This window comes from Nocardia panacis, from assembly GCF_003598715.1.
GTDB classification, from domain to species: Bacteria; Actinomycetota; Actinomycetes; order Mycobacteriales; family Mycobacteriaceae; genus Nocardia; species Nocardia panacis.
In genome coordinates, this window is the sequence record NZ_QZFU01000019.1 from 678,219 (window position 1) to 700,480 (window position 22,262).

The following is a 22,262-nucleotide window of genomic DNA, read 5'->3' on the forward strand; positions in this document are numbered from 1 at the left end:
TGCAAAGATCCGATACACAGACGGTTCGCTGCGGTCGGACGACGGGATTGGTTCAGGATGGAAATTGGCTTCCAACCTGCCGCACGGTAGGCATACCCAACCCCCAGGCTCCGCGTCAACGGACTCGGTTACGGGGGGCGGGTTTTCCAAACTCGAACTTGACGTTAGATTCGACTTCGGAGCACACGAGCCCCCGCCGATTGGAGCACCAGATGGATCTGTTCACGACGTCCGACCGCGCCAGGAAATACCAGGACGAGTTGCGGGCGTTCATGGACGAGCACATCTACCCGGCCGAATCCGTCTACGCCGAGCAGATGCGCGCCGCGGGCGACCCGCACCACCATCCGCAGATTCTCGAGGATCTCAAGACCGAGGCCCGCGCCCGCGGCCTGTGGAATCTGTTCCACCCACACCGGCAGTGGGGTCCCGGACTCACCAACCTCGAATACGCGCCGCTGGCCGAGATCATGGGCCGCAGCCCGCTGCTCGCACCCGAGGCGTGCAACTGCAACGCGCCCGACACCGGCAATATGGAGGTGCTCACCCTCTACGGCACCCCCGAACATCAGCAGCGCTGGCTCGAACCGCTGCTCGCGGGCACCATCCGCTCGGCCTTCGCGATGACCGAACCCGCCGTCGCCAGCTCCGATGCCACCAATATCGAGATGAGCATGGTGCGCGATGGCGAGGAGTATGTTCTCAACGGCCGGAAATGGTTCGCCTCCAACGCATTGCACCGCAACTGCAAGGTGCTCATCGTCATGGGCAAGACCGATCCCACCGCGCCGCGCCACCGCCAGCAGTCCATGATGGTGGTCCCGATCGACGCGCCCGGTGTCACCGTGGTGCGCAACCTGCCCGTATTCGGCTACGCCGACCGGGAGGGCCACGCCGAGATCACCTTCGACAATGTCCGCGTGCCGTCGAACGATGTACTCGCGGGCGAGGGCGAGGGTTTCGCCATCAGCCAGGCACGCCTGGGACCGGGCCGCATCCACCACTGCATGCGTGCCATCGGCATGGCCGAGCGCGCGCTGGAACTCATGTGCCGCCGCGCCGAATCCCGAACCACCTTCGGGGCCAAGCTCAGTGAGCGCGCCAATATCCAGGACTGGATCGCCGAGGCTCGCATCGAGATCGAGCAGACCCGACTGCTGACCCTCAAAGCGGCATGGCTGATGGACACCGTCGGCAACAAGGCCGCCAGGGTGGAGATCGCCGCCATCAAGGTCGCCGCGCCGAATATGGCGCTGAAGATCGTGGACCGGGCCATTCAGGTACACGGCGGGGCAGGCGTCACCGATGACTTCCCACTGGCCAGTTCCTGGGCGCATCTGCGCACCCTGCGCCTGGCCGACGGACCGGACGAGGTGCACAAGCGCAGCATCGCGCACGCCGAATTGGGCCGTTATCGACAGGCGCGTTCCTGAACGTCACGCTATCGGGTGCGGCAACCCCGGCTCACCACCGAGGCTGCCGCACCGAGTAAAAGGGGAGTCACTCGGGCAGTTGCAGGGCGTTCGCCCACAGCTGGGTCAGCGTGTGCACCAACTTCTCGAATGGAATGCGCTGCTGCTGTACGAACACCACATACGCCATGCGGCTGACCATCGAGGACAGCGCGTGCGCGGTGATCATCGGATCCAACTCGGCATTGGCCCGACCCGAATCCTGAAGCGCACGAATCATCTTGGCATTGCGCCTGGTGAAAGCATTGCCGCGCTCGACGCGCAGTTCGCGGAACTTCTCGTCGATCTGGGCCACCTGCTCGAACAGCGCCATCAGCCGGGCATTGCGCTTGTAGGACAGCAGATATTCGCGATTGGCCGCCTCGATCAGCGCCCGCGGATCGGTGACACCGGTGCGCGCCCGAACATGCGGATGCAGCATCTCCTCCTGCACCTGCGCCACGAGCGCCGCGAAGATCTCCTCTTTGCTATCGAAATAGGTGTAGAACGAGCCCGAGGCCATGCCCGCGGTCTTCGCGATATCGGCGATCTTCGCCCCGAGGTAGCCGTCCCGCTCGAACACCTCGCGCGCCGCCGCCACCAGCGCGTCGCGAGTGCGCACCCCGCGCCGGGTGCGCGGGGCGAGGCGGCGCAATTCGCCCTCACTCGCCTCGATTTCGGACGTCACTGCAGGTGGCTCGCTGTCGATCGGCGGAATACGTATTGGGGGCAACGGTATCACCGCGCCGGTCGACGCCCCTCGCACGTTGCGCTCAGGGCGCGGCACCATAACTACCGTGCCGCTGATCTACGGCACATACCCGACGCGGACGACCACCGGGACTTGTCACCGCCGCGTCGGGCCGCCGGCGATCGGCACATTCAATCGCTTCGCCTGGGCCAGCGACGCGGGCGAATCCGCACTGCGCGCGGCGGTCCCCGGTATCACCGGAGCAGTCGGTTGCCGAGTTCCGGACGGGTGGTAATTCTCGAGCGTCGCCGTACCCCAGACATAGGGGTCGGCCTGCGCGCTCCCGTACGGCGACCAGGCCAGCCGGGTCTGACCGGTCTTGTCGTCGGTATCGGAGTTGTAGACCATGATGTTCATCGCGAAGCGCGCCGGATCGACCGGCGCGGGCAGGTCACCGAGCGGGATCCTGGCCTCGACCGTGTACCCGCGATACGGCTCGGTCACCACCGAGGCCACCTGGATTCCGTTCGCGGCGCCCTGCCGATTGTCGGCATCGCGTTCGGCGGCGGGACCGCCCGCGGCGGTATAGGGCAGGATGCCGGTTTTCAGCGTGGTGGAGGTGTTGTCGGAATCGCCGCGCGGATCGATGGCGATCTCCACCGAGTCGGTGCGCCAGTGCCGTTTGACGTCATCGGCGGCCAGCACCGCGCCCTTGCGTTTATCGTTCACCTTGACCAGCACATATAGGTCGTCGCCATGGCGGGAGACCTTCGCGGTCGCGGTGCACCTGTCATCGCCCTGCCAGACCGCCAGCGGCAGTTCGGGTCCCGGATACTCGCCCGGCCGCTCCGTGCCGTCCAGCACCGGCGCGCGGCCGACCACCGGGATGACGGTGCGCGGATTGGCCGGGTAGTCCGGCTGCGCCCCATTGGCCAACCACGGCAGTCCGAGCCGATCGGCCCAGCCCGCGAACTCCGCGTACAGCGGTTTGAGTCCCGGCTGCCGCCGCACCGGCGCTTCCAGATAGCGCCCGTCCTCGGCCAACACCGTGAACCACTCCGAGCCGATCTGGCCCGAATCGGTCGGCACCCGAGCGGGTTTCGCCGCGAACCCCTGGGTGACATAGAGCCGGGTGGCATCGCGGGCGACCTGCGCCCAGGTCGCGCCGTGTTCGCGGGAGCGCACCCCGGACCACACGCCGATCACCGGCAGACCGCTGCCGGGATCGATCCGCCGCGCCTCGGCGGCGGCGGGTCCGAGCACGGCGTCGAATCCGTAGTTCTGCGCGAGCAGCCTGCGCGGCCGCCACGGCTGCAACCCCTCCAGGACGAGTTGGTCCGGAAATGCCAGCGGATCGCCCGCCAGACGGAACGCCTCGATACCCAACCGCGCCGAGAACTGGTGGCCGCCATGCTGATTGAACGGCCGAGGATCCATCACCACGATGGTGTCCGGGGTGACGCTGCGCACCAGTCGAACCACCCTGGCCAGCGTGTCCTGCGCATCCCAGATGCGGGCGGTCAGCGGCGCGGACAGCGTGTACCAGAAATCCGGTTTGTCGAGGTAGTAGATGTTCTCGATCCCCATGACCGCATTGGCCTCGCGCTCCTCGGCCTCCCGGATCAGCCCGAGTTGCGGCCCCTCCTCCGGGCCGACCGCATTCCCACCGCCCTCGCCGCGGGTGATGGTGATGATGCTGGTGCTCAGCCCCAACTCCTCGCGCCACTGCCCGAAAGTGGCCAGATTCATCGTCTCGTCATCCGGGTGCGCACCGATGAAGAGCACATCCGTATGCGCGGCATTGCGCGGCGCACCCGCCGCGAGGCGGGACGGATCCGGGCGCGGGCCGTCGGTGCTCGTATCCCCGACCAGGAATGCCGCGGCAAGGCCCGAAGCGAGCACGGTTCTGCGACGCACACCGCGGGCTGCGGGCTGCTCCACCTGAATGCCTCCAGTCGTCATCGCGGATCTCGACGCGGCGAGTCCGGGCACCGCGTCGAATTCAGCAGTGCCATCGGGAAATTACGTGGTCATCGGGGGATCACGGATCCGGCGCGGGCGGCGTCGAATTCCGTGGCATCACAGCACACCGGGCGGTCTCTCCCCAGAGGTGAAGACAGCGCACCGGATCGGGCGACGAACCCGACGCCGCCACCCCAGTCCTATCCGACTGGCGCACTGAAGAATTCAGAGCTACGGCTTGGGCGCGACCACCGTGCGCATCCAATCCAGCACCGCCATCTGGTACTCGCGGGTATTCCGCGCGAGATTCACCGAATGTCCACTCTCGGGCAGGACGAAGGTCCGCAACCGCGCGGCAGGAGCGAAATAGGGCGCTTCCTCCGCGTAAAGGGTTGCGGTGTCGGTACATACCGCGTACGTCTCGCCGCAGGACAACCTGTCGCGGCCGCCGTCGACCACCAGCACCGGAGCGGTGATCAGGCTCGACATGCCCGGCAGCGTGGATGTCAGCCCGTCCGGATATTCCGTGAGCGAGAAGACTTCCTTGTTCGCCTCGTCCTGCGCGAGCACCTCGGGTTCGACATTCTCCGGGGTGAAGAAATCGTGCAGCCGGGTGCCGGGGCGGCTCACCAAATAGCCCGGATCGTAGCCTCGGTCGGCGAATCGCGCCTCCTCCACCGCCGGGTGATAGGTGGCGATCACGCCGAGCACCTCCGGGATATTCAGCGCGTGCGAATATCCGGTCAGCAGCACACCGTCCACATCGTGGTGCGCGGTGGCCTCCATGACCGAGGTGCCCGAGGTCAGCGAATGGCCGACGGTGACGACCTTGGCGAAGGGCGCGGCCCCGGCCAATCCGTGCCGCAGTCCCTGCACGATCTCGTGCAGGGCCGCCGCGGTGGCCGTGGCGGTGAGGGTGGCGCTCGGCGGGTGGGTGCTGCGACCGGTGCCGAGCCGGTCCACGATCAGCGTCGCATAGCCCGCATCGTTCATGGCGCGGCGGAAATTGTATGTCTGCGGGGCGTATTGGAAATCCCAATAGGTGCCGTTGTAGTTGGAACCCGACATCAGCACCATAACGGTGTCGGTGGATCCGGACGGCTGACACAGGGTGGCGGCCAATTGGCCTTGCGGCACCGGGAGGAAGAAGTCGTGACATTGGGCCGGGGCCGGATCGGCGGTGGCCACCCACGGTGTGAGGCAGAGCAGTGCGGCGGCCGCGAGCGCGGCCAGATTCCGTACCGAAGTTCGCACGCGGATGCTCCCTAGCGCCTGTCCTTTTCGATCATTCAGAGGGGCAGGCTATAGCGCGCGACGGGGCGCGCGCAAGGGTTTGCCGCATCGTATTGTGGTGAATGGTAGTTCCGCACACGGTGATTCGCAGCTTGCGCACGGTCGGGGCGGCGAGAATCGGTTCGATGAGGAGTGCGGGCAGTTGGGGTCGACACAGCAGGGGACGACGAAGCGCGATCGTCTCGTGCACCTTGTGGGAAGTTTTCCGGCGGAGTCCACGGCCGAGGCGATGGAAACTCTGATCGATCGTGCGGGCGGGCGGTTGCGCACCTTGCCGACCGGTGAGGTGCGCCGCTACGAGCTGTATATCCAGCCGATCATCGAAGACCTGGTGGCCCAGGGCGTGCTGGAGGTCCGCCGACCGGGCGTCTGGCGCACCTCGCGGAGCCGCCCGCTGCACCGGGTTCGGCGCGGGGTCGAGTTGAACGGCACCGCAATGGATCTCGGCTACCTGCACGAGGCGGAACAGGCCGCGCCCCTGTTCGAGCGGTTGCGTGCCGAACGGGAACTATCGGGTGTCACACTGCAACTCGGTATGCCGACACCGTTCACCATGGCTTTCATCGCGCTCGGTCCGGCGGGTGTGCCGCGCTATCGAAGCGCCTTCGCGGCGGCGACGGTGCGTGAGATCGCCGGAATTCGAGCCCTGCTCGGCGACGGCGTGGTCATCCAACTGGAGGCCACGGCCGAACTCGTCCTGTCCGCATTGACACAGCCACTGCATCGGGCCGCCGAAGCCGCGCTGGAATTGGGCCGGGGCATAGCCGATCTGGCCGCCGCGTCCCCGCCCGGCACCCGATTCGGCGTCCACCTCTGCCTCGGCAGTATGGGCAATAAGGCTCGCACGGCGATGCGGACCGCCCAACCACTGGTGGACCTGGCCAATTCCGTTGCCCGGCATTGGCCCTCGGATCGCCCCCTGGAGTATGTGCACGGCCCGCTCGCGGCGGGCGATATCCCACCACCGCGGCGGGCCGGGTTCTACGCACCGCTGGGCGAACTCTCGCTCGGACCGGAGACGGCGTTCTACGCCGGTTTCGTGCACGACGAGCCGTCCTCGGCCCAGCAGGTGCAGACGCTGCGCATGATCGAATGCGCGCTCGGCGCTCGGGTCGGCGGGGTGGCGAGTGCGTGCGGACTCGGACGCAGACCACGCGCCGTGGCGGAGGCGATGGTGACGCGCGCCGCCGAACTGGCCGCGGACTAGGGACAACTCACGGCTTGCGGCAGACGCCGCCCAGGATGACCAGCCGGGTGGCGGGCAGATCGTCGCCCAGCCACTGCTGCACGGTGACCAGGCCGGGCTCGAGCATCTCGAAACCCTTGAAGTACGAGGCGACCTCATCGCGCGGCCGCAGAATGAACTGGGCCGGACTGCCCGCGGTGTCGGAATTGGCCATATCGACGAAATCGCGGTGGGTGTTGTCGCAGCCGTGGGTGAAGGCGAGATAGCTGCCGGGGGCCATGGCCTCGCGGAAGTGGGCCACGATCTCGGCGGGATGCTCGTGGTCCATGACGAAATGCAGGACGCCGACACAGAGGATGGCCACCGGCTGGGTGAAATCGATCAGTTCCTCGTGCTCGAGGCGTTCGAGCAGTTCTTCGGGGCGGCGCACATCGGCCAGCATCGGCGTCACACCCGGCACGCCCGCCAGCATGGCATTGGCGTGTGCGAAGACGACCGGATCGTAATCCACCGAGACGACGCGCGCCGCGGGGTCGACCTCCTTGGCCACCTCGTGCACCGAAGGCGTGGTGGGGATGCCCGCCCCGAGATCGATGAATTGCCGGACACCCGCCACTGCTGCCGTAGTGACGGCCTGTGCCAGGAACTTTCGACTGAACCATGCCATGGTTCGACTATCGGGCGCGGCGAGCAGCATGCGGTGTGCCACGGCCTGGTCCACCGCGTAGTTGTCCTTGCCGCCCAGCAGGTAGTTGTACACGCGAGCCGTATTCGGCTTGGTCGGATCGACTCCCTCCGGGACCCGTTCGATCTCGGGCAAGGCACCTCCTGGCTGTCCGCGACCATGGTATCGCAGCCAACTCGACTACGGGGCAACGCAATTCGCATCGTGCACCATCGAATTCGCGGCGCGCTAGCGATCCGCCTCGGCCGCATCGATGACATCGCGCGCCCAGTCCGCCCAGCGGCACAGCGCGTCGTACTGATGGACGCCGTATTCGATGGCCAAGCGACCGAAGCGAAGTCGCCCGCGCGGGTGAGTATCGGCGTCGGCGCGGGCGGCGAGGATACGCAGTTCGTCGAGTTCCGCGCGCGCCTGTTCCCGAAAGCGCCGCACCAAGGCACGCGCCTGCTCCGGTTCCAACGCCGACAGCAGTGACATGCGCAGCACCTGTTCGTCGCGCACGGCGCGTGGCTTCATCGGCCCGGTCAGCCACTCCCGCAGCTCCGCGCGGCCCGCCTCGGTCAGCGCATAGGTGCGCCGACCGCGCGCGCCCTGCGCGATCACCTCGATCAGCCCGGCGTCGGCCAGTCGGTTCAACTCGGGATAGATATGGCTCTGCCTGGCGGTCCACGCGTACTTCTGCAAGGAGTTCTCGAAGCGGGCGGTCAGTTCGTACCCGCTGGCGGGTCCGTCCTCCAAGAGCCCGAGCAGGGCGTATCGCAGCGACATACGTACATAATGACAGGTACGGATTGACCTATACATTTGTAGGTGTCATAGTCGGCGGCATGACAGCGATCGATGTCCTGATAGCGGGCGCCGGACCGACCGGACTGATACTGGCGTGCGACCTCGCCCGCCGAGGAATACGATGCCGGGTGATCGACCGCGCGGCCGGCCCGCAGGCCGGTGGGCGTGGTTTCGGACTCAAACCGCGCACGCTGGAGATCATGGACGACCTCGGCGTCGCCGACCGGATCGCGGCAATCGCCTTGGACCACACACCGATTCGCTTCCATCTCGGCCACACCGAACTCTTCGAACTGCGCGTGCCCCCGGCCGCGCCGACACCGCGGCGGCCCTACCCGAATCTGCTCTCGCTGCCGCAGTGGCGCACCGAATCGGTCCTGCGCGACCGATTGACCGAACTCGGCGGGCAGGTCGAATTCGACTGCGAACTGGTCGATTTCGACCAGGACGCGAACGGTGTGAGCGCCACCCTGCGCCGCGGCGGCGCGGTGGAGACGATGCGGGCGGCCTGGCTGGTCGGCGCGGACGGCGGCCGCAGCACCGTGCGCCGCCGCCTGGGGATCGCCTTCCGCGGCCGCACCGAGGACGACGCCCGCGCGCTGCTCGCCGACGTCACGGTGCACGGCCTGGCCGATCCCGCCGCCGTACACCTGTGGATGGGAGCCGAAGGGCTGCTGGTCATTCGGCCCGGCAGCGACGGTCGCTGCCAGGTCGTCGCCGCGCTCGCGCCGCAGGACGACGACGCCCCCGAACTGGACACGCTGCGGCACCTGGTCACCGCGCGATCCGGGCGGGCCGATATCGAACTCACCGATCCGACCTGGATCTCGGTGTGGCGCTACAACTTGCGCATGGCCGAACGCTACCGCGTGGGCCGCGTCCTGCTCGCCGGCGACGCCGCCCACGTACACAGCCCCTTCGGCGCCTACGGCATGAACACCGGCATCGGCGATGCCTACAACCTGGGTTGGAAGCTCGCCCACACGGTACGCGGCGCGGACCCCGAACTTCTCGACACCTACTGGGCCGAACGCGCCCCGATCGCGCGAAAGATCCTGGCCGACAGCGATCGACGCTTCGCCGCCGCGACTCCCCCGCCATTCATTCGGCCACTCGTCGCCTTGGCTCTCAAACCGCTGCTGCGCCGCGCCCAAATCCGCGACCGCGCGGACTATCCCGCCTACCGCACCGGCCCACTCGGCGTCGAGGACACCGCGCGCGGGCGCGGACCGGCGGTGGGTGACTCCGCGCCCGACTGCCCGCTTCCCGATGGCACCACACTTTTCGCACACCTGCGCGGCACGCACTTCACCGCCCTCGTCTGCGACGCCGCGGCGCCCGCCGCCGAGGGCCTCGAGGTCATCGAAATCCCGCCGTCCACAGCCCTCTCCGCGCATCGAACGTTCCGACCTCGCTCCGGATCCATCATCCTCATCCGACCGGATGGCCACATCGGGTTGATCACCACCGACCCGGATGCTGTGCGCACCTACCTCGGCCGATGCGGCCTATCCGTTGCAGGTGACAATGATTCGCAATAGGGCGAGGGTGCCTGCGGCGAGGTCGCCTGCTTGGCGTTCGGTCAGGTTCCAGGCGGGGTCCGGAGCGGGCGGGGTGATACGGGAGACCGAAAGCGCGCAGTCGTCGGGCCAGGTGGCGCCCGCGACGGTTGAGGAGTGGTCCTCGGCAGTGATGATCGGCGGCACAACGGGTTTCACCGCGATATCGGCGGTGACCAAGGGTGGGAGGTCCGCGACGAACGGGCCGAGGAAGATCGCGCCCGCATTGGGGCCGTAGTCCCCGGAGCCCCGCGCCACCGGGGCATCCGCGATGCGACCGAACCCCTGCACTCGGATATCGGCGAGATGCCGCTGCGCGACATCGGGGCGGGTGCACCACCAGACGAGGACGGCCGACGCGGCCACAATTGCCGCGACGGCCACCAATACCCACCGGGTTCGAGACGCAGGACTCAATTGCACGCATACGCTCCAGTGCCGCGCATCCAACGATCGGCCTGATCATAGTGCCCATCCGCGCGCTGGACATACGGGGTGACATGCGGGCCGAGCTTGCCCGCCTGGATGTAGTCGCGGGCGTGATCGTCGCCCGCGTTGTACACGGCGGTCACAAATTCGTTGCGGGTCACATTGGCGCGCATCTCGGGTGGCACCTGACCGTCGAATTTGTCCTGGATGCGGCGCAGGTTGTAGGCGGTCGCCTTGACCGCGAGATCCTCGTTGCCGTCGAGATCGGACCAGCCCTTGTCGCGGAATTCGTTGGGGTAGGCCTGTTTCACCGTTTTGAACGTATCCTCCTTCATATTCGTCAGGCCGAGGGAGTTGTCCCGGAAGACGCTGGTAATCCAGCGGAAGTCGTCATACGGTTCGCCGAGGCCCTGCAAGGTGCGGGTCGCGCCCTCATTCAGGATGATCGACATGATCAGCCGCGGGTCAACGCCCGCCGCATTGCCGTACTTCACCGCCGCCGCGGCCCACTTTTTGAGCCGGGGGTCGACATTGCCGAGCTTGCCGAGATCCCATTCGGTGAACTCGGGCGACCTGGCCTCCCAGGCGGCGAGTTTGTCGAGTTCGCCGTGCAGGGACTTGTTGTCCTCCGGATTGCCCGTCTCGGCGATGATCGGCAACTCCGCCAGCGCCTTCAGTTTGGCCACACTGTCCAGTGTGTATTTGCCGACGAAATCGGTCTTTCCGAGTACACCGGCCAGCGCGCTACCCGAATAGGCGGAATCGAAAGCGAGCCCGGCCATGAAGGAATCGAACCATTGGTCCGAACCCGTCACCGCGACGGTGACGGTGGCATCGCCCACCGTCGCCGTGATCTGCTTCGCCTTGGGAAACGCACGGGGCGCGGCATCGACGATCCCCTTGCGCATCGGGCCGAGATTGTCGTGGTAGGCGCGGACCGCGGCGCCGAGCGCGTCCGCGGCGGAGAAGATATCGCCGATTCCGTTTTGCAGCGCCCCGAGACCCTCGACGATATCCGGCACCTCCGGCGCCCGCACCGCGTCGAAGGCCGATCCCAATCCCTGTAGCGTAACCGGGGCCATTCGGACCGCCTCGGACTTCACGAAGGAATCCCACGCTTTGGCGGCCGTATCGAGCAGTCCGGACCGACCGTTCGGCACGATGGTGGCCACCGAACCGGGCGAAACCGTCACTCCCGGACCGTTATCGAACGAGGCATTGGGCACATCCGGGAAATCGCCGTTGCTCAGCGCCGCCACGGCGGCGGGCGCGGGCCGAACCGGCGGCAGACCGGTCCGACGCTCCGGACTGGTGCCGTTGTATTCGGCGGCGTCCCAGTTGTATCCGGCGGCATCGACGACATCCGCGAAGTGCTGCAACGCCGCCGCATAGGCGATGGTGGCGGCGCGGACATCGGCGCCGAACCTGTTGTATTCGGCGGCCCAGCCCTCGACCGTCGAACCCGAGCCCGCCATTCCGCCGGTCGCGCTCAGTCCCGGCGCCAGGACACCGGTGACCGCGCCCCTGATCTGATCCGCCAACTCCCGCAACTTCTTCGCCGTGATGTAGTACACATTCGGGTCGACGGCCAACTTCTCCTGCGGGCTCATCTCACGAACCGCGCAGCATCCGGCCATTGGCGCGCATTGCCACCGTGTAGCGACGATGAGCCGCCTCGGCCGCCGCGCTCATCTCCCGCACGCCGTCGGCGAATTCCCTTGCACCATCGGCCCATTCGCGATGGGCATCGGCATAGCCCTGCGCACCGAGACTCTTCCAGATCTCGGGCAGCTTGGTGACCCCTTTGTCGAGGTCGTCCAGATGATCGTGCACGAATCCGGCCAGCGCCTCGAGCTTGGCCACAATATGATCCAAATGATCCAGATCGACACTGAATTCGCTCATGTTCGCAGACTCGCTATATCGGTGGCACTGGTGTCTTCACGATCTCGATACTCATCGGCGCCGACACCCAACTTCCCCGCCAATGTCCGCAAGGCATGGACAATTCGCTCGCCACCATCGTGCGTCTCGCGCCACCCATCGGCGAATTCCTGCGCTGTCGCTCCGCTCCAGCCGCGCGACAGCAGATCATCGACCTCCTTGGCGGCCGAATCCAATGCTTTCTGTAGGGTTTTGGCGATCCCACCGACATTTCGACCGTACGTCCGAACCGCATCCGGAGCGATATACGTGTCGCGTCGTGGATCGGGGAACCCCCCGGCTCCATCCATTCCAGAATTCTATCGCCGATCGCGACGACCCGGAACCCGAAGCAGCGCTATCGGATTCCGGGCGCGCAGGTCAGAACAGATCGGACCAGGCCAGGAACTGTTCGGCGGTGAATATCGGCTTCTCCCATTTCACGGCCTGCCTGGCTTTGCCCGACTGGGATCCGGCCTCGGCCACGATCAGCGCATCGCATTTGGACTTGGTGACCGTCTCCACCGGCACCAGCCCCTTCGTCCTGGCCAACTCCTCGAGCTCCTCGCGGGGACGCTCGACGCCCTGATCGTCCAGGAACGAGCCGCTGAAACAGACCCTGGCGCCTGCTCCGAGGGTGGCGTAGATGTTCTGCCGCTTGATCTCGGCCTCGGGATCGATAATGGCGTAGCCCAATCGCTCCTCGAGGCCACGCAACAAGTCCATGGACTCGTCGTCGAGACGCGTCTCGCGCACTTTGACGCGCAGCCGCTCCGCCAGCACCCGCTCCGGACTCGAGATCATCGGAATTTCGCCGCCCGCCGCGAAACACTCCGGCAGACCGCCGCGTTCGAGCAGGTACCCGGTTTCATTCCCCGGCGGACCGAATGGTTCGGCCGCCGCCGCGGACATGCGGCGGAAGATCACCCGCGCGGCACGGGCTCTGATGAGCGCCTGCGGGGCGGCCAGCAATCGACGCTCCTCCGGCGACAACTCCTCGCCCAGATCGATACCGACCGGCATGGGTATCACCCGGCCATTGCGCTTGAGTTCGTGATCGACATATCCCAATTGCCGGTCGATTTCGTGCCCCACCGGAATCCGACCCGCCAAATGCGGGGCGAGCGCCGCCCACGCCTCATCCAGCAGCGGCGCGAATTGCACATCACCCGCGCTGATTCCGTAGATCAAGCGCGAATGCGCCATATCCCTGGTGGGATTCACGAGCGTGGTCAGCTCGAGTCCGTCATCGGTGACCATCGCGATCTCCACCGGACGCGGCCGCCAAGCCCGGCCCTCCTCGCCGATCGTACAAATCCCCAGATAGACGTTGCCACGCGTCTGTTGCGCCGCACTCGACCGAAGAAAGCGCCGAATCCGCTGATCCACCTTGAGATCTCGCGGCTGCACCGCCCGGCGCAACACCAATCCGGAGGTGGTTGTGCACCGACTCAGCGCCACGTACAGCTGCCCGTCGGCGAACGCTCCGCCGCTGAGATCCACCACCACCCTGTCGAGGGTCTGGCCCTGGCTCTTGTGAATCGTGATGGCCCACGCCAGCCGGAACGGCAACTGGGTGTAGGTCCCGATCACCTGATGCACCAGCGCGCCGCCGTCGAAGATGGGGCGGGTGACCTCCCAGGTGTGCAGGCCGACCTCCACCTTGCCGTCCGAAACTTCCACCACGACAATGGGTTCGCCACGTTCGGAACGAATATCCGCGATCCGCCCGATAGTCCCGTTGACCCATCTGTCGTCGGGATGATTGGTCAGCAGCATGATCTGCGCCCCGACCTTGTAGACCAACTCCGGGTCGGTCGGCGGATCGAAACCATCCAGATCACCTGTCGCCCGCGCCGAATGCCGCGTCTCCAAACCGGGAATCTGCGCCAGCATCTCCCGATTACGCACGCGCGCAATCCGATTGGTGGTGGTCAGGGTCAGCCAGAACTCATCCAACGGCGGACGGAAATCCGGGTCGGTACGCGAATTCAGTTCCGCGCGCGCCGCATCCAACAGTGCGCCGTCGCGCACCGCATTCAGGATCTCGACCAACCGCGAATCACCGATCTGCCGAAACACCGTGGTCAACTCCACCGTCGGAAAGTGTTCCGGATCGTAGGCGTCGGCGGCGAAGAAATACGGCGAGGAATAGCGCGTCGTGAAGTAATCCCGCTCCGACTCGGCAACCACCGGCGGCAGCTGGAAAAGATCCCCAACCAATACCAATTGCACACCGCCGAAAAGGGTTCCGGGACGCGGCCCGAACCGCTGCAACGCGACCGCGAGACAGTCGAACAGATCCGCCCGCACCATCGACGCCTCATCGATGATCAAGGTGTCCAGCGTGCGCAGCGTCGCCATGAATCGGCCCGGCAGGTACCGACCGGTGCGCACCTGCTCGACCGTGATCCTCGGACCGAAGGAGAACAGCCGGTGAATGGTGTAGCCCTCGACATTGAGCGCCGCGATCCCCGTCGGCGCGACGACCACCACCCTGCGATTCGTCGACGCCAGGAAACGCCGAATCAGCGTCGATTTACCGGTGCCCGCCCGCCCCGTCAGGAATAGATTCTCCCCGCGCTCCAAACGGGCCAGCGCCCCGGCGAACTCCTCGGTGATCGTGAGCCCGGAACCGTCGTCCTCGGGTGCGGGCTCCCCCTCGGCCGCAGCGGATTTCACCACCCCGGCCACCCGCCCCATCGCCCCCCGTAGAAGCTTGGCTGCCCGCACCGGCAAAAGTCCCCTCTCTCAGGATTATTCGCGCGAACCTAGTCGACGACCGGAAACGGCCGAGCAACCCGCAGCGTCTCGGACTCGAACCACGTGGCAGCCAAGTCTTTCCAACCGTACGCGAGCAACTTCGACGTCATGCCCGTGACGCTACCGCCGCCCCGCCCACCCCACACGCCCGGTGTCCGAATCCGCCTGCCACCGACCGTGACACAGCCTCGCCACCGCGGAGTTGGCGCACAGCGACGAAATCACGACCGCGCGAGCGAACTGCGACCAGCGGGAAACACTCCGATGAGTTCAGCAAGTTGAACGCGTCTACATATATATCTGACCCGACCAGGAGGACTCATGACCGCACTACCACCCGTTGTCGACGCCGAGCAGTGGCGACGCGACCTCGACGCGCTGCGCGCCAGGGAGAAGGCCGCCACCCGCGAACTCGACGCCATCGCCGCCCAGCGCCGCCGCCTGCCGATGGTGCGGATGCCGGACTACACCCTCGAAGGTGCGGAAGGTCCCGTCCGACTCGTCGACATCTTCGACGGGAAATCCCAGCTGATCGTCTACAACCACATGTGGTTCCCGGACAAGGAATGGCAGTGCCCCGGCTGCACCGGCTTCACGGCGCAATTCACCCGCCTGGAATTCCTGGCGCCCTATGACGCCCGCTTCGTCATCGTCACCCAGGGACCGATCGACCAGGCCCTCGCCTACAAACAGCGCGTCGGCAACCAGTTCCCGTGGTACTCGACCGCCAACAGCCCCTTCGGTGCCGACGTCGACGCACCCCCCGGCGGCAGCTTCGCCCTGAATGTCTTCCTCCGCGACGGCGACACCGTCTACCGCACCTGGTTCACAACCAGCCGAGGTATCGAGCAGCTGACCCACACCTTCGCCCTCATCGACACCCTCCCCTATGGCCGCCAAGAAGACTGGCAGGACTCCCCCACCGGCTGGCCCCAATCCCCCGCCTACTCCCGCTGGCCCTCATCCAAAGAGGTCGCCGCGACCTACGGTCCCTGAAATAGGGCGTCCCGGCAGCGGGAGACACGCTCCTGCTGCCGGGACTATCCGAAACCTGCTGTGCCTCAGAAGAACCAGTGCTCCGGTTCGCTGTCGTGCGGCACGATACTGCTGAATTGACCGCGGAAGAATCCCAGCGGATCCCCCTCGCGCGAACACACATCCCGGACCGCGCCGAAAACCACCGTGTGGTCACCCGCGTCGAGCACCCGTTCGACATCGCAGTCGAGGTGGGCGAGGGCGCGCGGAACCACGGGGACCCGGTGACCGTCGTATTCGAGTCCGAGTCCGGCGAAGTGGTCTTCCCCGCGCTTGGCGAAGCGCATGGCGATCGCCTCTTGGCGGCTGGACAGGACATTGACCGCGAACCGCCCCGCCGCGATCACCGCATCGGAGCTGCGCGCGCCGTGGGTGAAGCAGACCAGCAGCAGCGGCGGGTCCAGCGAGACGGAGGTCAGCGAGTTGACGGTCATACCGTGCGGCTCACCCTCGAACTCGGTGGTGATCACGGCGACGCCGGTGGCAAAACGGCCCATGGTGCGGCGCATGACCGAAGGGTCGACGGACGCCGGTGCCATGGTCATCGCTTCTCCCCGCCCGCGGGATAACGCACCTCGAAGGTCAGCACACCCTCTTCGGAACGCCACGGCCCGTGCGGCATGCCCGGTGGGCGGCAAGCGTATTCACCGGCGCCGAACTTCTGGCCCAGGGTCAGATCCTCGAAGGAGCCCTCGAGGATGTAGACCTCCTCCCAGAAGTCGTGGCGCTGCACGCCGATCGGTGTGGAGTCCGCGCCCGGCGCGTAGCGCAGGATCCGGGTGGCGACGCCGGTGACCGGGTCCTTGCTCAGGATCCGCTCGGTGATCAGCGGATCGCCGCCCGCGCACACCGTGAACTCGACGTCGGTGACCGGGAAGAATTCGAATTCGGGCTTGCTCATGCTGTACTCCTTATGGCCTGACCGGGGACGCTACGTCCGCACGCTGTGCCGACACCTCATCGAGGCCGTAGGACGCCAGGAAGCGGTCGACCCCACCGGTCGCGCTGCCATAGTCGAAATTGCGGAACGCGTAGCCCTTCACCACAAAAGGCGCTCCGGCGTAGAACAATTCGTATTGTTGGTGCCGTCCGGCGAATTCGCTGCCGATGGCGTCCCAGGCGAGTTTGAACAGTTTCACCCGCTCGACCGCCGAGACGCCGGGACTGCTGACGTAGCGTTCCATATCCTCGCGGGTCTGCGCGCCTTCGAGTTCGTGCACGCTCGACGGAACCTGGAGCACACCGCCGCCCGCCAGGTCGCGCACGATCTCGATGACGCGCGGATGGATCTCCGACTGCAACCCCATCGCCCCGTAGAGCGAGGGGGCGCCGGGCCGGAACAGGCCCTGCTCATCGGCGGCGCCGGTGTGCTCGGCGGCGAGGACACCCGACTCCACCACCGAGACCAGACTGGCCAACTCGCCGAGCTTCTCGACGACGCCGGGGAACTTGTCCACACCATTGACCGCGGTGATCTTGCGGGCGATACCGGCGAGGAAATTCAACTTGGTGGCGAAGCGAATCTGCGCCTGCCAGTTGCCGAGTACATGCGCGCCGGTGTCGAAGAACTGCTTGCGCAGGCCTGCCACATCCTTGTAGACGAAGACGTCCTTCCACGGGATGAACACATCGTCGAAGACGAGCAGCGCATCGGTCTCGTCGTAACGCGAACTGAGCGGATAGTCGAATTCGCTGGTCGCGCTCGGCGCGTACGGACGACGGCAGTAGAGGGTCAGACCGGCGGCGCTCACCGGGACGGTGAAGCTGATCGCGAAGTCCGTATCCTCGGCCTGCAACGGCTTGATACACGACACCAGGATCTCGTCGGCGACGGCGCCACCGGTGGCGAGCATCTGCGCGCCGCGCACCACGATGCCGTCCTCGCGCTCGTGCTTCACCCCGACCTGAATGAACTCGCCCTCCCAAGCGTGCGCGGTGCTCGCGCGGGAGACCTGCGGCGGGATGATCGCGTAGGACACGTAGAGGTCGTTCTCGACGACGCGGCGGTGGAAGGCCGCGACATTGTCGCGCAGGTTCTCGGCGAATGCCTCCGGATGCGCGGAGAAGGCGGCAAGGAACGCGCCGACATGGTCGGGAGAGCGACCCACCCAGCCGTGGGTATGGTCGGCCCAGACCTGCGCGGCGGTGCGGTAGGCGGTGAGTTCGGCGGCCGCGCGCGGCGCCAGGAACAGCCGGTTGACGGCGCGACCCAACGTCTCATCGTGCACCTGCATGCCATTGGCGGGATCGGCGGCGAGGTCGAACAGTGCACCGATCGTGCGGGCAATGGGCGCGAAGGCCGGATCACCCGCCGGATTGTCGACGGGTTTGCCGTCGACAATGACGCGTCTGCCGTCGTCGAGCGAGGCCAAATAGTCGGTTCCGGTGCGCATCAGCAACTCCTGACGGTGACTTGATAGGTGAATTCGATGGGCTCGTGGCCGGGAGCCTCGAGGCTCATCCGCCAGTGGGTGCCGTAGCGGAAGCCGCCGTCGAGCAGCGGCAGGGTTCCGCCGAACAGAACCAGGGACGATTCGTCGGCATGGGTCCCCCACTTTGCCAGAACCTGGCTGATCGGGAGCAATTTCGCGAGAGTGCCCTGCTGATACCGGTCGCCGTCCACCCAGCTGGCCACCCGGATCTCGTCCCAGTCGACGATGCTCGGGTCGGTCCCGAGGTCGATCGCCGTCGCCGCGATCGGTTTCGGGCAGGCGGCCTTCGACCGGTGGATACTCTTGGTCTCCAACTCGCGGTCGGTGTGGTCGGAGCCGACGGTCAAGTAGTACCGGTGGTCGGTGTAGAGCAGGACCGGTTCCACTTCGCCGGAGGTCGCCGCGCCGGTGACTTCGATCGCGGCGGCGGTCGTCACCGAGTCGACCGCGACATCGTAGAAGGCCGGAATAGTATCCGGTCGCGGGACGCCGATGGCGGCGAGCTCCGTCACGTGATGCTCTACGGCGTCCCGGTCGCGTCCGGTATATCCGCCGACGACGACCGTATCCGGCACGAAGTTCAGCGGCTGCCCGGAAGCGGTCCGGAGCTTCAGTTGGGTGATGCCCGTGGTCATCTATGACTCCACTCGGATCGGCACGGCGGGCCAGCGACGGTCCGCCAGTGCGGGAAATTCGGCGCGGACACGACGCGGCAGGGTGGGATCGAGTTCGGCGACGGTGAATCCCTCATCCGTCCCGGCCTCGACGATCACTTCGCCCCATGGATCGACGATCCGGCTGTGGCCCGCCAGCGCGACACCCTGCTGGGTGCCGACCGCATTGCAGGCCACCAGCCAGGACTGCTGCTCGACGGCGCGCACACTGGTGAACAACCGCCAGTGTGCGAGGCGCGCGGCAGGCCAGCCCGAACAGATGGCCAGCATTTCGGCCCCGGCATCGGCCATGCTGCGGAACAGTTCGGGGAAGCGCAGGTCATAGCAGGTGGTGATGCCGGTGGGCAGTCCGGCGACCGGGGTGACGGTGACCGCGTCGCCCGGTGTGAGCAATTCCTGCTCGCGCGACCCGTATCCGAAGACGTGCACCTTGCGGTAGGTGGCGCGGATCGCGCCGTCGGGATCGACCACCATCGCGGTGTTGTAGAGACGGCCCTGCTCGTCCACCTCGACGACGCTGCCGAGGTGGACGAAAAGACCGAGCGCCTTTGCCCAGTCCTTGGCCGCCGTAACCGTTGGCCCGGTGAGTGTTTCGGCTGCCGACGCGTAGTGGTCGAAGGCGAAATAGCCGACATGCCACAGTTCGGGCAGCACCAGCAGATCGGCCTGCCGCAACTGCGATTCGCCGGTGATCGCGGCGCCTACCCGCTGGATGCGGTCAACCACCGACTCATCATCGGGACTTGCGACTTGAAAAAGCGCTACGCGCAAGGCGATTCGGTCCTTTCTCGGCGACCGGTGCGGCACGCACGGTGATCGCGTGCCGCAGTGGGACTTCAGGCCGTGCGTGCGGCCTCGGCACTGCGCAGGTGGTCGAGCAGTTCGTCATTGAACCGACGACCGATGCGCTGCACCGCATGGGGACTGCCCTCGAACAGCACCCGCTTGGCGGACATACCCTCCGCCAAAGCGTCTGCGACATCCTCGAATCCGGGGGTGCCGCCGCCGGTGACCACCAATTTGGGAAAGGTGGTCGCCGCCAACTTCTCGAGCGGAACGCCCGTCTCCCACGGCCTTTCGGTCGTGAGATTGCGGACGGCCTCGGCCAGCGGCTCCGGAAGCGGTGACGGCAGTCGCATATCCATGCTGAGCGCCGCGAGGAATCCGGCCGCGAAGGTCTCGAGATCGGTGAGATCGGACTGCGCCCAGTGCGCGCGCAACGCCGCCGCGAGCTTGTCCGCGGCGGGACGGCCCGCACCATTGGGCAGCGCGGGCGGCTCGATCACCGTGAGCGACCAGACCCGCTCGGGCGCCAGCGCGGCGGCCCGCATGGCGATCACGCCGCCCATCGACGTACCGACGAGATGTGCGCCGTCCCCGAGGAGTTCGACGATCTCGGCGGCATCCCGATCCGGATCGATGCGCGCGGTGTCCGGGCTGGGGCGGTAGCCGCGGCGATATGGCGCGACGATCCGGTACCGATCGGCCAGCACCTGCTGCTCACCGAACGCGGTGGCGGCCGAACTCAGGCTGCCGTGCACCATGACAATTCGGGGACCGGAAGCGCCCCACCGTTCCGCGACGAGGTCTGTCATCTCGCTCATCCCCGATGCTGCGCGGCCGCGGCTTCGATTTCGGCCCTGGCGAAGACGCCGCGCTCGATATCCAGGCGGCGCGACCGGAACTTCCAACCCTGCTCGGTGCGGACCAGGACATCGGTGTAGACGCCGGTCGCGATGATGAACGGGGGCGCGTCGACCTGGAGCTTGGTGACCCGGCACGTCGACGTCGCGGTATCGCCGTCCCCGCTGATGACGTAGTTCGTCATCAGGTGGCGGGCGCCGTCTTCCTTACCGGCGGCGATATGGCCGTTGATGAACGCGGTGATGGCCTCGTGCCCGGAGAACGTCCCATAGGTGGCAATGAAGTCCCCGTCGGGGAGCCAGGCCGAGACCCAGGCGGCGACATCGTGATTGTCGAGCGCCTGCATCTGCGTATTCGACAGCTCCGTGATCGCGAACTTGTCCGCAGGGGAGAGAGTCATCCGTGTGCTCCTTTGCCACTGGATGGATGTATGACGCGGCCCACACTACGACAACTAGTATCTTGTATACAAGTACGTAGTGCACAGAATCTTGGATACCGAGCTGCTATCCTCACCCCATGGCAAGACTGAGCGGCATCGCGGCGGTTGTGCGGCCACCAACCCTGGGCCGTCGCGCCTACCTGCAGATCCAACAGGCGATCCGGGACGGCACCCTCACCCACGGCGAGCAATATTCGGAGAACGAACTGGCCGAATCCCTCGGCATGTCCCGAACCCCGGTGCGCGAAGCCCTACTGACCCTGAGCCGAGAAGGGATCATCGTCGTCGAATCCCAACGCGGATTCCGACTTCGCGAACTCTCCGCCGCGCAACGGGCCGAAATCTTCGATCTGCGTGCACTATTGGAGAGTTTCGTCGCGGGCCGCCTCGCCGACAACGCCACCGCCGACGACATCACCCGCCTACGCGCCCTGGTCGACGCGCAGGAAAAACTCAGCGGCGGAAGCGAATCGGAATTCCTCGCCCTCGACGAGCAATTCCACCTGCTCCAATCCGAGATCCTCGGACTGGAACGCACCCACGACACCATGGTCGGCCTGCGCGGAGCCATGTGGCTCTTCGGATTCGAAGCGCTGAAGCTCCCGCACCGCTTGGAGCGGGTCGTCGCCGAACACCGCGCCATCATCGACGCCATCGAACGAGGCGACGCCGAAGGCGCGGCTACCGCCGCGCGGGAACACATTACGAAAACGGCGGCGGTCACGCAGTAGGTGCGGATCCGCCGCACCTACAACGCCGCCCGGTATCAGTCGAGGCCGATGAACTGGTGGTTCAGCTTGATCCGGCCGTCGCCGTCGAATGTCACGATGTCGAAGCCGCCGCCGACGATGGCGCCGTCCGAAACCGTCACCATCACCCAGGTGAGTTGGGCTCGGCCGCCGGGCAGTGCGGTCGCGCCCCTGGTCTCGAACCGGAACTCGCCAGGCTCGACGAACATCTCATAGGCGCGGGTTACCCGTGCTGCCAATGCGTCGTGACCAAGCACCGCCAATGTTGGCGCGGGGAAGGCCAGGTTCGTGGCGGCATCCTGAATCTCCTGCGGCGGGTCGATGAGCACCTGTGCCCCATCGGGTGCCCAGATATCCTCGATCTCCTTGCGCCGCAGCGCCGGATCGGGCTCGTTCCACTGAGCGGCGTATCGCTGCGCGAACCGGGCCAGTGCGTGCTCATTCGGTCGATTGCTCATGCCGTCGAGTCTGTGTGGAACCGAACAGGTTTGCGATTCCCTGCAGGGAATGATGCCGCACAGGCGGGCGGGCGGCATGTTCCCCCAGCGGGAAATG

Annotated in this window: 23 protein-coding genes; 5 read left to right on the plus strand and 18 right to left on the minus strand. The window is 66.4% G+C overall.

Features of this window, described 5'->3' with window-relative positions; all coding sequences use genetic code 11:
- The first annotated feature begins 212 nt into the window (after positions 1-212).
- Positions 213-1,433 carry an acyl-CoA dehydrogenase family protein gene (locus tag D5S18_RS17810; RefSeq protein WP_120042085.1) on the plus strand — a complete coding sequence of 407 codons (1,221 nt, stop codon included), beginning with the start codon at positions 213-215 and terminating at the stop codon, positions 1,431-1,433.
- A 67-nt stretch (positions 1,434-1,500) separates the two neighbouring features.
- Here the strand turns inward: D5S18_RS17810 and D5S18_RS17815 are convergent, their stop codons facing one another.
- From D5S18_RS17815 to D5S18_RS17825, 3 genes are all read right to left on the minus strand, one after another.
- The gene (locus D5S18_RS17815; RefSeq protein WP_239003830.1) at positions 1,501-2,139 is read right to left on the minus strand and encodes a TetR/AcrR family transcriptional regulator; all 639 of its coding nucleotides are present in this window, start codon (positions 2,137-2,139) and stop codon (positions 1,501-1,503) included.
- A gap of 159 nt (positions 2,140-2,298) precedes the next feature.
- A complete protein-coding gene (locus tag D5S18_RS17820; protein WP_120042087.1) occupies positions 2,299-4,104 on the minus strand; it encodes a sugar-binding protein in 1,806 nt (601 codons plus the stop codon).
- A gap of 231 nt (positions 4,105-4,335) precedes the next feature.
- Complete coding sequence (locus D5S18_RS17825) at positions 4,336-5,358, minus strand: alpha/beta hydrolase (protein ID WP_239003831.1); 1,023 nt, start codon at positions 5,356-5,358, stop codon at positions 4,336-4,338.
- 268 nt (positions 5,359-5,626) lie between these two features.
- On the opposite strand from D5S18_RS17825, the gene D5S18_RS17830 reads away from it, so the two are divergent.
- On the plus strand, positions 5,627-6,604 hold the full coding sequence (locus tag D5S18_RS17830) for a hypothetical protein (RefSeq protein WP_239003832.1): 978 nt from the start codon (positions 5,627-5,629) through the stop codon (positions 6,602-6,604).
- Positions 6,605-6,611: 7 nt separating this feature from the next.
- On the opposite strand, the gene D5S18_RS17835 is transcribed toward D5S18_RS17830, so the two are convergent.
- Positions 6,612-7,403, minus strand: a complete 792-nt coding sequence (locus tag D5S18_RS17835; protein WP_239003833.1) for an SAM-dependent methyltransferase — start codon at positions 7,401-7,403, stop codon at positions 6,612-6,614.
- A 93-nt stretch (positions 7,404-7,496) separates the two neighbouring features.
- On the minus strand, positions 7,497-8,036 hold the full coding sequence (locus tag D5S18_RS17840; protein ID WP_120042089.1) for a PadR family transcriptional regulator: 540 nt from the start codon (positions 8,034-8,036) through the stop codon (positions 7,497-7,499).
- A 59-nt stretch (positions 8,037-8,095) separates the two neighbouring features.
- On the opposite strand from D5S18_RS17840, the gene D5S18_RS17845 reads away from it, so the two are divergent.
- Positions 8,096-9,598 carry an FAD-dependent monooxygenase gene (locus D5S18_RS17845; protein WP_120042090.1) on the plus strand — a complete coding sequence of 501 codons (1,503 nt, stop codon included), beginning with the start codon at positions 8,096-8,098 and terminating at the stop codon, positions 9,596-9,598.
- Here D5S18_RS17845 and D5S18_RS17850 read toward each other — a convergent pair.
- The 5 genes from D5S18_RS17850 to D5S18_RS17870 all read right to left on the minus strand — a co-directional run bounded on the left by D5S18_RS17850 (position 9,566) and on the right by D5S18_RS17870 (position 14,701).
- Positions 9,566-10,000 carry a hypothetical protein gene (locus D5S18_RS17850; RefSeq protein ID WP_120042091.1) on the minus strand — a complete coding sequence of 145 codons (435 nt, stop codon included), beginning with the start codon at positions 9,998-10,000 and terminating at the stop codon, positions 9,566-9,568. The two genes, D5S18_RS17845 and D5S18_RS17850, sit on opposite strands and share 33 nt — an antisense overlap.
- 29 nt (positions 10,001-10,029) lie before the next feature.
- A complete protein-coding gene (locus D5S18_RS17855) occupies positions 10,030-11,655 on the minus strand; it encodes a hypothetical protein (protein WP_120042092.1) in 1,626 nt (541 codons plus the stop codon).
- Position 11,656: 1 nt separating this feature from the next.
- Positions 11,657-11,950: a WXG100 family type VII secretion target gene (locus D5S18_RS17860; protein ID WP_120042093.1), complete on the minus strand. Its 294-nt coding sequence runs from the start codon at positions 11,948-11,950 to the stop codon at positions 11,657-11,659.
- The gene (locus D5S18_RS17865) at positions 11,947-12,279 is read right to left on the minus strand and encodes a WXG100 family type VII secretion target (protein ID WP_120042094.1); all 333 of its coding nucleotides are present in this window, start codon (positions 12,277-12,279) and stop codon (positions 11,947-11,949) included. Before D5S18_RS17865 ends, D5S18_RS17860 begins: the two co-directional genes overlap by 4 nt.
- A 70-nt stretch (positions 12,280-12,349) precedes the next feature.
- A complete protein-coding gene (locus tag D5S18_RS17870; RefSeq protein WP_239003834.1) occupies positions 12,350-14,701 on the minus strand; it encodes an AAA family ATPase in 2,352 nt (783 codons plus the stop codon).
- Positions 14,702-15,052: 351 nt separating this feature from the next.
- Here D5S18_RS17870 and D5S18_RS17875 point away from each other — a divergent pair, with 351 nt between their 5' ends.
- Positions 15,053-15,727, plus strand: a complete 675-nt coding sequence (locus D5S18_RS17875; RefSeq protein ID WP_120042096.1) for a DUF899 domain-containing protein — start codon at positions 15,053-15,055, stop codon at positions 15,725-15,727.
- Positions 15,728-15,792: 65 nt separating this feature from the next.
- Here D5S18_RS17875 and D5S18_RS17880 read toward each other — a convergent pair whose 3' ends face one another.
- Genes D5S18_RS17880 through D5S18_RS17910 form a run of 7 tightly spaced genes read right to left on the minus strand, consistent with a single transcriptional unit; the run spans position 15,793 to position 20,916 of the window.
- Positions 15,793-16,311 carry a flavin reductase family protein gene (locus D5S18_RS17880; protein ID WP_120042097.1) on the minus strand — a complete coding sequence of 173 codons (519 nt, stop codon included), beginning with the start codon at positions 16,309-16,311 and terminating at the stop codon, positions 15,793-15,795.
- A complete protein-coding gene (locus tag D5S18_RS17885) occupies positions 16,308-16,667 on the minus strand; it encodes a cupin domain-containing protein (RefSeq protein WP_120042098.1) in 360 nt (119 codons plus the stop codon). Before D5S18_RS17885 ends, D5S18_RS17880 begins: the two co-directional genes overlap by 4 nt.
- 10 nt (positions 16,668-16,677) lie before the next feature.
- On the minus strand, positions 16,678-18,159 hold the full coding sequence (locus D5S18_RS17890; protein ID WP_120042099.1) for a 4-hydroxyphenylacetate 3-hydroxylase family protein: 1,482 nt from the start codon (positions 18,157-18,159) through the stop codon (positions 16,678-16,680).
- Complete coding sequence (locus D5S18_RS17895; protein WP_120042100.1) at positions 18,159-18,833, minus strand: DUF2848 family protein; 675 nt, start codon at positions 18,831-18,833, stop codon at positions 18,159-18,161. Before D5S18_RS17895 ends, D5S18_RS17890 begins: the two co-directional genes overlap by 1 nt.
- Positions 18,834-19,679 (minus strand): carbon-nitrogen family hydrolase, encoded by an 846-nt coding sequence (locus tag D5S18_RS17900; RefSeq protein WP_282434858.1) that lies wholly within the window; start codon positions 19,677-19,679, stop codon positions 18,834-18,836.
- Positions 19,680-19,708: 29 nt separating this feature from the next.
- On the minus strand, positions 19,709-20,467 hold the full coding sequence (locus D5S18_RS17905; protein ID WP_158607896.1) for an alpha/beta fold hydrolase: 759 nt from the start codon (positions 20,465-20,467) through the stop codon (positions 19,709-19,711).
- A 5-nt stretch (positions 20,468-20,472) separates the two neighbouring features.
- Entirely contained in the window at positions 20,473-20,916 is a 444-nt protein-coding gene (locus D5S18_RS17910; protein WP_120042103.1) for a nuclear transport factor 2 family protein, read from the minus strand.
- 119 nt (positions 20,917-21,035) lie between these two features.
- Here D5S18_RS17910 and D5S18_RS17915 point away from each other — a divergent pair, with 119 nt between their 5' ends.
- A complete protein-coding gene (locus tag D5S18_RS17915; protein WP_120042104.1) occupies positions 21,036-21,689 on the plus strand; it encodes a GntR family transcriptional regulator in 654 nt (217 codons plus the stop codon).
- Between the two features lie 35 nt (positions 21,690-21,724).
- On the opposite strand, the gene D5S18_RS17920 is transcribed toward D5S18_RS17915, so the two are convergent.
- Positions 21,725-22,165 (minus strand): hypothetical protein, encoded by a 441-nt coding sequence (locus D5S18_RS17920; protein WP_120042105.1) that lies wholly within the window; start codon positions 22,163-22,165, stop codon positions 21,725-21,727.
- Between the last annotated feature and the right edge of the window lie 97 nt (positions 22,166-22,262).

What these genes read in the sequence shown, in the direction of transcription:
- D5S18_RS17880 (WP_120042097.1), bottom strand. Translation starts at nt 16,311, where the DNA reads ATGACCATGGCACCGGCGTCCGTCGACCCTTCGGTCATGCGCCGCACC.
- D5S18_RS17860 (WP_120042093.1), bottom strand. Translation starts at nt 11,950, where the DNA reads ATGAGCGAATTCAGTGTCGATCTGGATCATTTGGATCATATTGTGGCC.
- D5S18_RS17895 (WP_120042100.1), bottom strand. Translation starts at nt 18,833, where the DNA reads ATGACCACGGGCATCACCCAACTGAAGCTCCGGACCGCTTCCGGGCAG.
- D5S18_RS17845 (WP_120042090.1), top strand. Translation starts at nt 8,096, where the DNA reads ATGACAGCGATCGATGTCCTGATAGCGGGCGCCGGACCGACCGGACTG.
- D5S18_RS17840 (WP_120042089.1), bottom strand. Translation starts at nt 8,036, where the DNA reads ATGTCGCTGCGATACGCCCTGCTCGGGCTCTTGGAGGACGGACCCGCC.
- D5S18_RS17915 (WP_120042104.1), top strand. Translation starts at nt 21,036, where the DNA reads ATGGCAAGACTGAGCGGCATCGCGGCGGTTGTGCGGCCACCAACCCTG.
- D5S18_RS17810 (WP_120042085.1), top strand. Translation starts at nt 213, where the DNA reads ATGGATCTGTTCACGACGTCCGACCGCGCCAGGAAATACCAGGACGAG.
- D5S18_RS17875 (WP_120042096.1), top strand. Translation starts at nt 15,053, where the DNA reads ATGACCGCACTACCACCCGTTGTCGACGCCGAGCAGTGGCGACGCGAC.
- D5S18_RS17890 (WP_120042099.1), bottom strand. Translation starts at nt 18,159, where the DNA reads ATGCGCACCGGAACCGACTATTTGGCCTCGCTCGACGACGGCAGACGC.
- D5S18_RS17865 (WP_120042094.1), bottom strand. Translation starts at nt 12,279, where the DNA reads ATGGATGGAGCCGGGGGGTTCCCCGATCCACGACGCGACACGTATATC.
- D5S18_RS17920 (WP_120042105.1), bottom strand. Translation starts at nt 22,165, where the DNA reads ATGAGCAATCGACCGAATGAGCACGCACTGGCCCGGTTCGCGCAGCGA.
- D5S18_RS17830 (WP_239003832.1), top strand. Translation starts at nt 5,627, where the DNA reads ATGGAAACTCTGATCGATCGTGCGGGCGGGCGGTTGCGCACCTTGCCG.
- D5S18_RS17910 (WP_120042103.1), bottom strand. Translation starts at nt 20,916, where the DNA reads ATGACTCTCTCCCCTGCGGACAAGTTCGCGATCACGGAGCTGTCGAAT.
- D5S18_RS17820 (WP_120042087.1), bottom strand. Translation starts at nt 4,104, where the DNA reads ATGACGACTGGAGGCATTCAGGTGGAGCAGCCCGCAGCCCGCGGTGTG.
- D5S18_RS17905 (WP_158607896.1), bottom strand. Translation starts at nt 20,467, where the DNA reads ATGACAGACCTCGTCGCGGAACGGTGGGGCGCTTCCGGTCCCCGAATT.
- D5S18_RS17855 (WP_120042092.1), bottom strand. Translation starts at nt 11,655, where the DNA reads ATGAGCCCGCAGGAGAAGTTGGCCGTCGACCCGAATGTGTACTACATC.
- D5S18_RS17885 (WP_120042098.1), bottom strand. Translation starts at nt 16,667, where the DNA reads ATGAGCAAGCCCGAATTCGAATTCTTCCCGGTCACCGACGTCGAGTTC.